A 13,253-nucleotide genomic window follows, 5' to 3' on the forward strand; every position below is an offset into this window, starting at 1 on the left:
GTAAATAGATGAACAGCATATATTGTACGGTTCTTTCAAGTGGAAGACTTTATCAAGCTATTGCGTTTTTCTTATCGTTGAAGCAAGTAGAAGATGATGCTGTCATCAAGACGTTATGTATGGATGATGCTGCATTTGATTTGCTTCATCAAATGAATTTTCCGCATGTGGATCTTGTTCATGTACGGGAGCTCGAAACACCAGAGCTGCTGGAGAAAAAAGAGGAACGGGATGCATCCGAATATTGCTGGACCTTAAAGCCGATTTGGATTGAGTGGTTATTTGAACAGGAGCAGGCAGAGAGCGTGACCTATCTTGATGCGGATTTGTTCTTTTATGAGAGCCCTCAGGTGATTTTTCAACATCAGCCGAATGCTTCTGTTTTAATTTCGAGAGGGGATATTGTCATTCCAAGCTTTGATGCAGAGGAAGTGAAGATGCTTCAGAAGCTTTTAGGACGCTATAACTCAGGCTTTCTGCATTTTAAAGGAGATGAAGCCGGACGAAAATGCCTCAGCTGGTGGAAAGAAGAATGCTTAAAAGAATGTAAAAATGCACCGGGAGAAGGCAAGTTTGGCGATCAAGGATATCTAGATCATATGCCGAGACTGTTTGACAAAGTAGAAGATATTGAGACAAAAGGCGTGAATATTGGTCATTGGAACTATGGGCAGCATTCTTATCGGGAGGAGAATGGACGTATTCTTCTGGAGGATGGGCACCCGCTCATTTGCTATCATTACAGCGGCTTTCGGATTGTGAGCAAGGATGAGATGCAGCAAATTCATGAAAAAGGACGAAATGACCTGCCTTTTTTTCAAGAAGCCTATCGGCAAGTGCTTCGCCACGTGATTGAATCTGTGGAGCAGGTCGATCCGCTGTTTAACGGCTATGCCAAACGGGAGGAGGATGACGCATGAATGAAAAGCCAAAGGTAAGCGTCATTATTCCAAGCTATAATGCCAAAGAGCGTTTAGAGGGAAGCCTTTTTTCTTTAACGCTTCAGGAAACAGATATTCCATTTGAAGTCATTGTTGCTGATAATGGCTCAACGGATGGCACGATGGAAATGCTTGAGAATATTGAGGTGAACTTCCCGTTTAAAAAAGTGCGCATTCCTGTCAATCAAGGGATTGCAAAGGGACGTAATCATGCCATTCGCGAGGCGGAGGGGGATCTGCTCATTTTTCATGACAGTGATATGCTGGCAGAACCGAGATTTATTCAAAAGCATGCAGAGGCTCATGCTGACAGGGAGAATCTTGTCATTTGCGGTGTGTGCTGGAAGCGGATTTATCGCTATTTTTACACAGCTTTTGATAAGGATCATATGAAGCGGTTGAAAAAGCAAGGACTGTATAAACGGAAAATGGAGGACAAAACGCCTCTTTTATCATTGGAAGAAGTCGAAAATGGTGCATTTCTAGAGAAAAGCTTCGATTTGCAGTCTGAGTTTATTGATATTCTGAAAGATATTTTGGAAACGTACCACTATGATTTAGGTTCTTATGAGCTGCCATGGCGCTTTTTTATTACAAATAACTCCTCTGTTAAACGTAAGCATGTCATGGCACTAGGGATGTTTGATGAAAATATCGTTCGGTACGGATTTGAGGATTATGATTTAGGAATTCGACTGAATCAGCTTGGTCTCTCCTTTGAATTGCGAGAGGATATTATGAGTGTGCATCAAGAGCATCCAAGTAATTTAACGTCATTTGATGACATCAAATACAACATTTTGTATATGTGTGAGAAGTATAACAATATTGATTCCATTGATGTCCATTTGGCTTTCTCTGGTCCGTTTTCTCACACTGTGACAAATGATATTGTGAAAGAAGTTCGGCAGCTGCGTGAGAATCCAGCATTTGATGACCTGTTATCCTATTTTTTAGAGCTGCTTCATTTGATCACAGAGCGGAATGTAGGCATCAAGCGGGATAAAAAAGATATGCTGACAGCCAAGCATTTTCCTTTGAAAAAGCTGGCAGAAGCGGCGCAGCTTGCACGTGAGGAGTATGGCTGCATGGTGCTTGTAGAAGCCATTCAAGGGCTGACGAAAGAGCTGTTGCGCGTTGATTTGTTCCAAGTGGATGTGTTGTAAATGGCGTCTTATCACTTTACAACCATTGTGTCGAATACCCATGTTTTTAAGCTTTTGGCGCTGATTCATTCGCTTGAACAAAACGCTCATGCCTTTAAGCTGTCCGTTTTATGTGCAGACCCTTTGGCTTTTAATGTATTAAAGGAGTTCCCTCACCCGCATGTTCAATATGAACAGCTTGAGGACATTGAAGATGATACGCTGCGAAAGGCAAAAGAAGATCGAACGTTTCATGAGTATTGCTGGACGTTAAAGCCTGCTTTTCTGCTCAAAATTCTTGAGTCCTCAGATGCGGATTATCTTGCCCATCTGGATACGGATTTGTATTTTTATCATGATCCGGAGGCGATTTTTGCAGAGAATCCAAGCGCTCATTTATTTTTGACGGATCATATGAATTCCAAGCGGTTCTATCATTTTTATGAGTTGTCTGGACGCTTTAATACTGGGTTTGTAGGGTGCCGCAACACAGATGTTGCCATACAGGCAGTCACGCAATGGAAAGAAAATTGTCTTGCCCATTGTACAGTAGAAATGGATACAGAAAAAAAGACGTACGGAGATCAGCGGTATGTGGAAAGATGGGTTGATGATTTTGAAGGGGTTCATATCGTTGCATCTAAAGGAGCCAATGCGGCGATTTGGAACATTGAAAACTACAAGCTTTCAGTTGTAAAAGGAGATATGTATCTCGACGAATGTCCACTCTTGTTCTATCATTTTTCTGCCTTTACGATCATTGACGAGAATACCTTTAACCTTAATTGGTATTACTATATGAAAGAACAGAAGCTTGTGGATCATTTGTATATTCCATATGCCGACTTGGTTCATCAAAAGATTAAGCAGGTGCAAAAGGTATTTCCAGAATTTAAGCAAGGATTTATTGCGAAGAAGCATGTGCCTGACACGCATTTTTATGAGAGATGAAAAACCGCTCATTGATTGAGCGGTTTTCTTTTTATGATTCATTCCATTTAGAAATGGTTTGGTCGCTAGGAAGTAGGAAGGCTAGGATGCCTAATATCGGTAAAAAGGCAACACCGATCATGGTAGGCGTTAAGCCGAAGGCATCAATGAATGAGCCGAGGGCAACCGATCCGATTGCACCCATACCAAACGCAAGCCCAACAGTTAAACCAGACATTGTGCCAATTTTCCCGGGAAATAGTTCTTGGGCATAAACCACGGTAACAGAGAAGCTTGATGTCAAAATGAGCCCAATCAGCCCGAGTAAAACATAAGCAAAAACGGGTCCGGCAAATGGCAGCAGCAGGGCAAGCGGGAAGGATGCCAATAAGGAAACTAAAATCACGTTTTTCTTGCCAAAGCGGTCTGCAAGCGGACCGCCTAAAAATGTCCCAATTGCACCTAGAATGAGAAATAAGAAGATATAAGTCTGTGATTCTTTAATCGTCAAACCGTATTGTTCAATCGCATAAAATGCATAGAAATTCGAAATGGCATTTCCATACCAAGAGCGGGCAAAGATGAGAAAGACGATAATGCCAAGTGCAATGAGTGCTGATTTACGATGAATATCAGATCTAGCCGCTTTTGCAGGTGTTTTTTTCGCTTGGGCCCGAATGGTTTGAAGTCTACCTGCGTACCATCTTGAAATATAAAGAAGGAAACCAACCGCAATCATTCCAACAATCGTAAACCAAGCCACGCCTGTCTGACCGAGCGGGACGAGCATTAATGCAGCGATAAGCGGGGCAAAGGCTTGACCTGTATTCCCGCCTACTTGATAGATGGACTGGGCAAGTCCTCGTCTTGGACCAGCTGCCATGTTGGCAACACGGGAGCCCTCTGGATGGAAGATCGCAGAGCCGAGTCCGATAAAGACAACGCAAAGCAGAATGGTGGCAAAGGACGGAGCAAACGCGAGTCCGAATATACCGACAGCACTTGAAAATAAAGCAATCGGAAGTGCATAAGGCATCGGCCGTTTATCTGTGTACCACCCAATAGCAGGCTGCATCACGGAGGAGACCATATTTAATGTAAAGGCAATCAGCCCTAATTGTGTAAAGGTCAGCCCCATTGATCGTTCCAAAATAGGGAACATCGCAGGAATAACGGCTTGCAATGTGTCGTTCAGCATATGACAAATACCAATAATCAATAAGATGGGATAAACCGTTGAGCCGGTAACAGAATGTTGGGGTTTATCCTTTGTACGAGCAGCAATGGCCAATGAGACTTCCTCCCTTCATTTATCTGTTTTCTGTTTTTTGCATTCTTCTCATTTTATTCATAAGGTGAACTATAAAACAATAGCAAATTGTCATGATTTAGAAAAAAAGAGACACAAGCATTTGATTGAGCTTGTGTCTCTAAAGAGTTATTTGTAAAAAGAAGCGATCACAGGCTTCATTTTTTGAACGACGAGTCCACTGCCGCCGCGGTTTTTCACCCCTTCGATCATGCCGACGAGGACGTAATCTTCTTTTTTAGGATTAAACGCAAGTAAAAATCCATTTTCGGTGCCGTCTGTTGCACCCTGTTTGCTTTTTAACTCTGCCGTTCCCGTTTTAGCGGCAATATCCGCTCCTTCGATTTGTAAGGAGTGGGCTGTTCCGTTTGGACTGGTCACGACCTTAGTCAATGCATCTTTCACTGTGTTTGCCGAGCCTTCTTTGATGATTTGTTTTGGTGAAGCTGTTTTTTCATCTTGAATCACTCGAGGATAGACAAGCTTGCCTCCTGTAGCAAATGGAGAATAGGCATGTACTTGTTCAATCGGTGACATGAGTAATTCGCCTTGCCCATACGCCGAGTCAGCCAGTAAGATATCCGATTGAATGCCATCGTTCGATACTTGTGCAGGCTTCATTGTAAATGGCATGTGTAAGTCTTCGCCAAATCCAAATGTTTTCACTTTTTTCTCGTAGGTGTCTTTGCCTATTTCGAGTGCTTCCTGTCCAAAATAAATATTGTCTGAGTACACAAGGGCATCGACCATATTTACTTTTTCTTTATCGTGAACCCGTGTGATGCGATAATTTCCCCAAGATTGATCCTTTTGCCATTTCAGTCCGTGAATGGTGCGCACTTTGTCAGGCTTTGTGACACCTGTTTCCAGCCCAATGGCGGCTGTAATGGTTTTGAATGTGGACCCTGGTGCATACCGGCTCGCATATCGAGCTTGGAATGGAAGGTCTGGATTTTCACTGTATGCCTGATATTGCTTAGGTGTAATCCCGTTTGTCATGAGATTGACATCGTAGGAAGGGGTGCTGACAAGTGCTAATAGATCACCTGATGATGGATTCATGATCGTGACGGCCCCTTTTTCACCTTTCAGCTGATCATAGGCTTTTTTCTGTAAAGAAGCATCAATCGTCAGCTTCACTGTTTTTCCATCTTTTCGAGCTGATTTTTGCAATGTTTCTTCAATGCCTGTTTCATCATGGACGATGAGAATGCTTCCGCCATCTTGTCCGCGTAAGTTTTTGTCAAATGTGAATTCAAGGCCGGTTTTGCCGATGATTTGATCCGCCTTTAATGCTGGATTTCTTTTGATATCATCCGCATTTGCTTTTCCTACATATCCGGTGAGATGAGCGGCGGCTTTGTTATATGGGTAGTAGCGCATTTCCTTTGATTGATAGGTAACGCCATTGACGTCCTTTGGAATTGGCTTTTGTTTTAACATCGATTTGAGCGGGACAAACGTGTCGTCTGTGACCCATGCTTGTTTCAGCTGATTGTTGATTAGTTCTTCCTCTATATCAAAAGCTTGGCTGATTTTTTTGATATTGCGTTCTTTTTCTTCTCCTGTTCCGAGCTTGCCCGGGATGATGCCAAGTGCGTTTCCACCAGTTGTTTCAGCCAGCGTACGTCCTTTGCGGTCGACAATGTTTCCGCGGACAGCAGGGTCTGATTTGACCTTGATGGTATCTCCTTTTTCCATTTGCGGGAAGATGAGATTTGGTTTCCAGTCCACTTTCCACTTGTCATCTTCTTCGGAGAGAATGCCCTTGTAAGACAGCTTATGCAGCTTGCCAAGAGACGTTTTCATCGTTACATCATAGGAAAATTGATACCCATTTCCTTTGTCCTGTTTTTCAACGTTGAGCTTTGATATGTTCAGATCATAAGCTCCAATGCCGTTGAAAATATTGTCGTATTTTTCGGCTAGTTGTTTTTTTGAAAAGTCATTGGCTTTCAAAGATGCACTTGTCACCTCATCTGCCAGCTTCGTAAAGTCTTTCTTCTCCATATGTTTCGTAAAGCTTTGAGCGGCTTTTAAAGCCTCTTTTTCTTTTGAGAAAAGAGTATCTTTTAAGAAAAAGAAAGCAGCAGCAACTACGATGATGCTAAGAAGAGGGATGATGACTTTTTTCTGTTTCCAAAATGATTTTTTTTGACCCGTATACAATGAAAACACCTCAATTTTTGATTAGATCCTCTATATTTTACAGTGATTGGTCGTGATTTGTATAGTTTCTCATAGAAACCTAGCTAAATAGATAAGAAAAACGACCTGTGATTTATCGTTTAGGATACCCAATTTTATTAATAATATCTAAGTCCTCTATTGAAGAAAAAGGTGAAATCATTTATGGTACAGACCTAGCCCTGTATTACTCACAGTAAAAGACAAATTTAAAATTCTTAAAAGATACGTAGCTAGATATCAGAAGATAATCCTTACAGCCAATTCTTAATTTACATTTATGGCGGGTGTAAGCCAATTAGAACGTGATATTATCCAATGCTTAAGGTCTGCTTGAGATACCATGATGCAGTAAAGCTTTATAAAGAGGAAAATAAAATTGTAAATCAAATGTGTGAAATGACAAATCTGTGTAAAGCTTCAATTAGAAAGATATCGGAAAGAAATTGATGAGTTATACCAAAAATCACAAGTATATCATCGGAAATAAAACTCATATAAAGGTGGAATTATATGCCTAAAGTAGACAATTTGTTATCCATTTTATGGATGCTTCGTTCGGATAAAAAAATAACTGCAAAACAAATTTCAGAAAAGTTAGAGATGAATATAAGAACTGTGTATCGTTATATTGATACACTTTCAACGAGTGGTGTACCTATTATTTCAGAACCAGGACATAACGGTGGATATAGTTTATTGAACAATTTTATAGAGGCCCCTCTATTTTTTGATTTTGAGGAGATGACTTCACTATTTCACGCTGCTGTTTTTGCAGAAGAAGCCGGATATTATGGAGATGAAGCGCTAAAAAGGGCCATTTCAAAACTTAGTAAACACTCAAATCAAGAGCAAGAAACAAAGGTAAACCAACATATAACTAGTCTTGAAGTAATAAGTCGAACCCCTTCAATCTCTTTGGAACCTTCTTTAAAGAAGTTGGAAAAGGCCATAGCAGACGCATACACGGTGAAACTTCTTTACAATAAAAGTGGAGAAAAGCAATTACATCATAGGTGTGTCGATCCATACAGAATAATCTATTGGAATAATAAGTGGTATGTGATTGGATTTTGTCATCTTAGGAATGATATGCGTAGTTTTAGAGTAGATCGAATTGAAAGTCTAATGCTGACAGTAAATCATTTTGACCAGAAAGAAAATTTTTCAGCACGTGACTTTTTTATAAACAGTCTCCTACCAACTTTAGAAGATAAGGAAGAGATTATTTCTTTGGTGATTCATGGGGATAAAAATGTATTGGCTGATATTTGCCAACATTGGTTTTTAGGACATTATTTACAAGAACGGACTTCAGATCAAGCAGTTTTTCTTCTTCCAAAAGATATGATACATACATATGTACCTTATTTACTTTTACCTTATAATAAATCTATTAAAGTTGTTGAGCCAATTAGTCTTAAGAAAAGAGTTATTGAAGTTTTGTCGGATTTAATAAAATTTTACCAAGTATGATAACTTCCCTGACGTTAACTGTCAGGGAAGTTATTTTATAATAGCTATATCAATTGTGAATGGAAGGTGATTGGATGCAAACAAAAAAAGTTTATCTATATGTATTTGATACGATGTCTGACTGGGAATATGGATATTTAATCGCTGAACTAAACTCAGGTAGATATTTCAAAAAAGATTTAGCACCTTTAAGAGTAATTACAGTAGGAGTTAATAAAGAAATAAAGACTACTATGGGAGGTTTGAGCATAAAACCAGATATTTCCCTTGAAGAATGTAATCTTGAGAGCAAAGATCTTTTGATTTTACCAGGAGGGACGACTTGGGGTGAAAAAATTCACCAACCTATCTTGGGAAGAATTGGTCAAGCTTTAGAGCGTGGCACAATTGTTGCTGCAATTTGTGGTGCAACTGACGGGCTCGCGAATATGGGATACTTAAATACTAGAAGGCATACAAGTAATAACTTAGAATATACTAAAATGGTTTGTCATAACTATAAAGGAGAGAAGTTCTATGAGTTGGCACCTGCGGTATCTGATGCGAATTTAGTTACTGCATCAGGAATAGCTCCTTTAGAATTTGCAATGGAAGTGCTGAAAAAAATAGAAGTATTTGCACCAGATGCCTTACATTCTTGGTATAACCTGAATAAGACACATCAATCTGAATATTTCTTCCGATTGATGAATTCAATAAATAAATGAAGTAACGGAAAAAGCTCAATTTCACTACTTTGATTTGTAGAGAAGTGGAGCTTTTTATTTTGGACCTGTCTTATCGTTTGTGATACTGCCCCGATTGTACTAAAAAGCCGAGCGCCTTAAGAAGATGAAGGCTTTGATCGAATCGAGACAACCGGTGTTTTTGTTTCTTTTGGCTTCGGTGTTTGTGTGGATTTTTTGATGCATGTGTCCTTTGGCGTGTAATAGGTTGCCCCAATATTGAGCCTGCCTTGAAGCTGGTCAATAGAAAGCTCCCCAAATTCTAAATGGTAGTCAATTTTGTCCACTCGCAGGGATTCGATATGGATGTGTGTATCCTCTGAGACAGGAGCAGCTGGTGCAGACATTTTTTGCTCAAGAGCGGCGAGTCTTTTTTCTAGCTCAATGACAGATGGGGATGGATTGGATTCAATTTTTTTAAAGAGTGATTGAATGAAATGTTTCAAGTAGACCACAACCTTTTCTTCCGCCTTACTCTAGTCTATGGAAAAGCTGCCCCGTATATACTTATAGAGATGACAAGAAAGGGGAGAAGCATATGCTGCCTACTCAGATTCACATTGCCCATATGAAAACGAATTCGATTGGCACAGGATCATCTATGACGTTTGGCTCGACGTTTGTTCGCAATCATTGCAGTACGATCAAACGAAACAATGGCTTTGGGGAACAGAATGCTGATGGCGTGATCACGATCCTGCCAATTGAAACAATTGATGATCGTGATCAAATAGACGCAGTGAGTATCAATATTCGTCATCTATGATGATAGCCGTCGCTTTTCCTTCATCCTTTTGCAGGCGGATGTAAAGTACACCGTCTTTAAAGGCAGCATTCATTTGACCAAGAATCATTTCTGGAAGGCGGATTTTCTTTTCAAACGGACCATACTTCCCTTGCTTTTGGCGAAAGTCCTGTTCGTTAAAAAAGGAAAAACGCTGTCCTTTCACAACCAAATATTCACCATATGATAACACCTGAACATCTTCCTTTCGGTAGCCAGGCAAATAAATTAAATATTGAATTTCTGCATGGGTTTCCACCATGTCGATTGGAGGAAACGACGCATCTGAACCCCGCTGATCCTGCTGTGTGAATGTAAATGGAGATGGACCGTTTGCCATAAAGGGGGATCTTTGCTCATCATCGAAGATCATTTTCCAAAAATCATCTCCATGCATTTGCTGGGCAATATCCATCCACTGCTTCATTTTTTCGAAGTCCATGTGAAGACCTCCCGTTAACATACTTGATGGGTGCTTGCATATACCTATAAAAAGGAGGTTTATCTGTGGTTCAACCAACTCCGTATATCAATATTAATATTTTCATGTTAAAAATTAATTCCTTTGAAAATGCGTCGGCGGTGAATGTCGGACAAAATTTGTTAGCAGAGTGGCAAAACTCAGATAAAAAAAATCAGGGTTACGGACAGAATTTTGGAGATGCCAGCGGTTTTGTCGGTACAAAAAGCCATGTAGATGATCGAGATCAAGTGGACTCACCTGCCTCTTTTTCACCAGCAGCTAAACCCATTCAAAGGAAGTGACGTGTGATGTTATTCTCACCCTCAGTCGTCAATGTCGGTGCTTTTAAAATCAATGCAATGGATCGGGGTGCATCACTGACGCTAGGACCTTATCAGCAGATTGATTATTTTCTCTCAATGAAAATGAACCAAGGTTTTGGTGAGGACAATGGAGATTGTTCACCGCTTGTCATTCCGATTTCAAGCGTGCTAGATCCAGATATGGTGGACTCAAATTCAGTCAAAAACAGCGTGATTTAAGCAAAAAAAGAGACCGGGAATCCCCGTGTCTCTTTTCTAATGTGTTTCATTGAGATGGCTTTTTCGTCTTGCATAGGTGAAATAGACAACAACACCGATGGCGATCCAGATGAGGAAGGCTCTCCATGTGACCCAAGAAAGTGTTGTCGCAAGTGTGATACAAATGATCGCGCTGATAATTGGAAGCACAGGCACGAATGGCACTTTAAACGCTGCTTTAACATTCGGGTGTTTTTTTCGCAATATGATGACCGCAATGGAAATCACCGTAAAGGCTGCAAGTGTTCCGATACTGACTAAATTCGCAAGCGTCGATAAATTCACAAAACCTACGATACATGCTGCGACTGCCCCTGTCAGCCAAGTGTTGGCAACAGGTGTTTGTGATTTTGGATGAACCTTTGAGAAAACCTTTGGCATAAGTCCATCGCGGCTCATCGCAAAGGTTAAGCGAACCTGTGCATAGACCAAGGCAATGAGTACCGTTGTAATCCCAATAATGGCACCGGCTGATATGATACCCGCCACACTATTCAGACCGACCACTTGAAGAGCAAATGCGACAGGATCACTGACATTCAGTTTCGTATAGTGAACCATGCCTGTTAAGACAAAGGAAACCCCGATGTATAAAATGGTACATACACCGAGCGCTCCCATAATCCCAATCGGCATTGCCTTTTGCGGATTTTTGACCTCTTCCGATGCATTGGCGATTGCATCAAATCCGAGGTAAGCAAAAAAGACTGTTGCTGCGCCTGCGATCACGCCCTCAAATCCCATTGGCATAAACGGTGTCCAGTTTTCAGGTTTGACGTAAGCAAAGCCTGAAATGATAAAGAGAAGGACGATGGCAATTTTGATCAGCACAATAATGTTATTCAGCTTTGTGCTTTCTTTGACGCCTCTTGAGACGATAAAGGTGATGAGCAAAATAATGAGTGCGCCTGGAAGGTTAAAGACGGCCCCGTCAGCGGCTCCAGGTGCAGCTGATAAAGCCTTCGGTATGTGCAGGCCAAATCCGCTGAGCAGTGATTGAAAATAGGACGACCATCCACTTGCTACAGCAGAGAGCGCAATGACATATTCAAGCATGAGATCCCAGCCCATTAAAAAGGCGAGAAATTCTCCAAGTGTTGCGTAGGAATACGTATAAACGCTTCCTGACACAGGAATGGAAGAGGAGAATTCAGCGTAGCAAAAAGCAGCAAGGGCGCATGCAATCGCAGCCAAAATAAAAGATATAATAATCGCAGGTCCCGCATCATTTGCCGCAGCAACCCCCGTAATGACAAAGATTCCAGTCCCGACCACACAGCCAATGCCAAGCAAGATTAAATCAAACGTATTTAACGAACGGCTGAGCCGCTTTGTTTGACTTTCAAGCATGAGCTGGTCGAGAGATTTTTTTCTAAATAAAGAACTCATGTTGACCTCCTAATGGATAAATCTTTTCGTAAGACGAATGTTAGTATATGCGCAAATGACAATTTAGTCAATTGGTTGAAAAACGCTTTAAATCACTAAAGTGTTAAACGTCACAACCGAATAAGTGTATAAAAAGAGACATCCGCCGTGAGATCGAAGGCGGATGTGGTGTCAGACGATCTATGTCTGATCAGCAAATATTTTTTCATTGTACAGCACACTTGGATGAGTCGGATGATGGGCGGAGGAGGCATGGTGATGTATTTTGGCTTGCTCCAGGTCACCGAGCTGATAATAACAGTAGCAAAGCTGAAGGTGAGGATACCACGTTTTATATTGTGTAAGTGTGAAGGCTGTTTCGTTTTCAGGAGCCTTCAGCGCCTGCTCATACCAAAAGATGGCTGCCTGATGTTTATTTTGTATTTTTAGATGATCCCCGATCCGGCAGCAAAATTCTGGCCGGGGCTGATCATATAAGAAGGATCGTAATAAGGAGGATAAGGCCGCTTCCTCAAAGCCTGCCGCATAATAGCAGTCCGCTAAATATTGGCATGTGCGAATTTCATCCTCAATCCAGCACTGTTTTGTGTTTAAAAATTCATGATAAAAACGAATCGCTCTGACATGCTGCCCATTGTCTCTTAATTCATTGGCAAAATAAAAGAGATCACGGGGCGTCATGTCCTCTCCTTTTGCCAGCATGTCTTCATAAATTCGCAAGTTGCGCCCAGGCTCACCAGCAGTTGTTTTCTTGCGTTTTTGATGTGTGACGGCGATATCTGCTGGAAAGATGTTTCCATACACTTGAAGAAACTCATGAACGGCCCCGTACCACTGAAAGTTTAAGGAACGCTTCACAAGGCGATTTCTTCTATATTTGAAATTGACTTGACCGCTTTCATCGAAGCCCACATGATAAAACATCGAAACGGCATCCACTGAGGGATCAAGTGTCTGCTTGAGTTGAAGCAGTTTTTGGCGGTCTTCTTCAAGCAGAACATCGTCAGCATCGAGCCATAAAATATACTCTTTCGCTGCATGTGAGAAAGCAAAGTTACGTGCTTTTGCAAAATGCTGCACCCATTCAAAATCCAGCACCTTTGCTGAAAAGGAATGAGCGATCTCTTTTGTTTGATCTGTTGATCCCGTATCAACGATGATTATCTCATCGACAATGTCTTGAACAGAAGAAAGGCATTCCGCCAGCACTTCCTCTTCATTTTTCACAATCATACATAAGCTAATGGTTATCATCTTTAGATCACCTCTTCATAGTGTATCGAGCATCAAAAGGAAACATTCTTTTCAGCAGCGGGTTTTTTA

14 protein-coding genes and 1 pseudogene are annotated in these 13,253 nt (G+C 41.1%); 9 read left to right on the forward strand and 6 right to left on the reverse strand.

Features of this window, described 5'->3' with window-relative positions; all coding sequences use genetic code 11:
* Positions 1–8: 8 nt before the first annotated feature.
* From NSS65_RS03540 to NSS65_RS03550, 3 genes are read left to right on the forward strand one after another with little or no spacing between them, the layout of a single operon-like run.
* Entirely contained in the window at positions 9–920 is a 912-nt protein-coding gene (locus NSS65_RS03540; RefSeq protein ID WP_024426658.1) for a putative nucleotide-diphospho-sugar transferase, read from the forward strand.
* Positions 917–2,107: a glycosyltransferase family 2 protein gene (locus NSS65_RS03545; RefSeq protein WP_326135387.1), complete on the forward strand. Its 1,191-nt coding sequence runs from the start codon at positions 917–919 to the stop codon at positions 2,105–2,107. The genes NSS65_RS03540 and NSS65_RS03545 overlap by 4 nt, the downstream gene beginning before the upstream one ends.
* On the forward strand, positions 2,108–3,037 hold the full coding sequence (locus tag NSS65_RS03550) for a putative nucleotide-diphospho-sugar transferase (protein WP_065215104.1): 930 nt from the start codon (positions 2,108–2,110) through the stop codon (positions 3,035–3,037). It begins immediately after the preceding gene.
* Positions 3,038–3,068: 31 nt separating this feature from the next.
* Here the strand turns inward: NSS65_RS03550 and NSS65_RS03555 are convergent, their stop codons facing one another.
* Positions 3,069–4,307: an MFS transporter gene (locus NSS65_RS03555; RefSeq protein ID WP_326135390.1), complete on the reverse strand. Its 1,239-nt coding sequence runs from the start codon at positions 4,305–4,307 to the stop codon at positions 3,069–3,071.
* A 147-nt stretch (positions 4,308–4,454) separates the two neighbouring features.
* Positions 4,455–6,494: a penicillin-binding transpeptidase domain-containing protein gene (locus NSS65_RS03560; protein WP_081124075.1), complete on the reverse strand. Its 2,040-nt coding sequence runs from the start codon at positions 6,492–6,494 to the stop codon at positions 4,455–4,457.
* A gap of 218 nt (positions 6,495–6,712) precedes the next feature.
* Here NSS65_RS03560 and NSS65_RS03565 point away from each other — a divergent pair.
* From NSS65_RS03565 to NSS65_RS03575, 3 genes and pseudogenes are all read left to right on the forward strand, one after another.
* Positions 6,713–6,962, forward strand: a pseudogene (locus NSS65_RS03565) (recombinase family protein); the annotation flags it as partial.
* 63 nt (positions 6,963–7,025) lie between these two features.
* Complete coding sequence (locus NSS65_RS03570; protein ID WP_326135392.1) at positions 7,026–7,988, forward strand: YafY family protein; 963 nt, start codon at positions 7,026–7,028, stop codon at positions 7,986–7,988.
* Between the two features lie 74 nt (positions 7,989–8,062).
* On the forward strand, positions 8,063–8,695 hold the full coding sequence (locus NSS65_RS03575) for a type 1 glutamine amidotransferase family protein (RefSeq protein WP_326135394.1): 633 nt from the start codon (positions 8,063–8,065) through the stop codon (positions 8,693–8,695).
* A gap of 116 nt (positions 8,696–8,811) precedes the next feature.
* Here NSS65_RS03575 and NSS65_RS03580 read toward each other — a convergent pair whose 3' ends face one another.
* Complete coding sequence (locus NSS65_RS03580; RefSeq protein WP_046314051.1) at positions 8,812–9,159, reverse strand: hypothetical protein; 348 nt, start codon at positions 9,157–9,159, stop codon at positions 8,812–8,814.
* Positions 9,160–9,251: 92 nt separating this feature from the next.
* Here NSS65_RS03580 and NSS65_RS03585 point away from each other — a divergent pair, with 92 nt between their 5' ends.
* Complete coding sequence (locus NSS65_RS03585; RefSeq protein ID WP_039177063.1) at positions 9,252–9,479, forward strand: hypothetical protein; 228 nt, start codon at positions 9,252–9,254, stop codon at positions 9,477–9,479.
* Here NSS65_RS03585 and NSS65_RS03590 read toward each other — a convergent pair.
* Positions 9,460–9,939, reverse strand: coding sequence for an Hsp20/alpha crystallin family protein (locus NSS65_RS03590; protein ID WP_024424582.1), 480 nt, complete (start codon positions 9,937–9,939; stop codon positions 9,460–9,462). The two genes, NSS65_RS03585 and NSS65_RS03590, sit on opposite strands and share 20 nt — an antisense overlap.
* Before the next feature lie 65 nt (positions 9,940–10,004).
* On the opposite strand from NSS65_RS03590, the gene NSS65_RS03595 reads away from it, so the two are divergent.
* Positions 10,005–10,262 carry a hypothetical protein gene (locus tag NSS65_RS03595; RefSeq protein ID WP_003213975.1) on the forward strand — a complete coding sequence of 86 codons (258 nt, stop codon included), beginning with the start codon at positions 10,005–10,007 and terminating at the stop codon, positions 10,260–10,262.
* A gap of 6 nt (positions 10,263–10,268) precedes the next feature.
* Positions 10,269–10,502, forward strand: a complete 234-nt coding sequence (locus NSS65_RS03600; protein WP_034282744.1) for a hypothetical protein — start codon at positions 10,269–10,271, stop codon at positions 10,500–10,502.
* A 36-nt stretch (positions 10,503–10,538) separates the two neighbouring features.
* Here the strand turns inward: NSS65_RS03600 and NSS65_RS03605 are convergent, their stop codons facing one another.
* Positions 10,539–11,930: an amino acid permease gene (locus NSS65_RS03605; protein WP_024426650.1), complete on the reverse strand. Its 1,392-nt coding sequence runs from the start codon at positions 11,928–11,930 to the stop codon at positions 10,539–10,541.
* Positions 11,931–12,110: 180 nt separating this feature from the next.
* The gene (locus NSS65_RS03610) at positions 12,111–13,184 is read right to left on the reverse strand and encodes a glycosyltransferase family 2 protein (protein WP_024426649.1); all 1,074 of its coding nucleotides are present in this window, start codon (positions 13,182–13,184) and stop codon (positions 12,111–12,113) included.
* Positions 13,185–13,253 lie beyond the last annotated feature (69 nt).

Source organism: Bacillus sp. FSL K6-1006, assembly GCF_038593175.1.
Lineage (GTDB): Bacteria > Bacillota > Bacilli > Bacillales > Bacillaceae > Bacillus > Bacillus safensis.

What these genes read in the sequence shown, in the direction of transcription:
- NSS65_RS03550 (WP_065215104.1), top strand. Translation starts at nt 2,108, where the DNA reads ATGGCGTCTTATCACTTTACAACCATTGTGTCGAATACCCATGTTTTT.
- NSS65_RS03610 (WP_024426649.1), bottom strand. Translation starts at nt 13,184, where the DNA reads ATGATAACCATTAGCTTATGTATGATTGTGAAAAATGAAGAGGAAGTG.
- NSS65_RS03540 (WP_024426658.1), top strand. Translation starts at nt 9, where the DNA reads ATGAACAGCATATATTGTACGGTTCTTTCAAGTGGAAGACTTTATCAA.
- NSS65_RS03570 (WP_326135392.1), top strand. Translation starts at nt 7,026, where the DNA reads ATGCCTAAAGTAGACAATTTGTTATCCATTTTATGGATGCTTCGTTCG.
- NSS65_RS03600 (WP_034282744.1), top strand. Translation starts at nt 10,269, where the DNA reads ATGTTATTCTCACCCTCAGTCGTCAATGTCGGTGCTTTTAAAATCAAT.
- NSS65_RS03585 (WP_039177063.1), top strand. Translation starts at nt 9,252, where the DNA reads ATGCTGCCTACTCAGATTCACATTGCCCATATGAAAACGAATTCGATT.
- NSS65_RS03590 (WP_024424582.1), bottom strand. Translation starts at nt 9,939, where the DNA reads ATGGACTTCGAAAAAATGAAGCAGTGGATGGATATTGCCCAGCAAATG.
- NSS65_RS03545 (WP_326135387.1), top strand. Translation starts at nt 917, where the DNA reads ATGAATGAAAAGCCAAAGGTAAGCGTCATTATTCCAAGCTATAATGCC.
- NSS65_RS03575 (WP_326135394.1), top strand. Translation starts at nt 8,063, where the DNA reads ATGCAAACAAAAAAAGTTTATCTATATGTATTTGATACGATGTCTGAC.
- NSS65_RS03605 (WP_024426650.1), bottom strand. Translation starts at nt 11,930, where the DNA reads ATGAGTTCTTTATTTAGAAAAAAATCTCTCGACCAGCTCATGCTTGAA.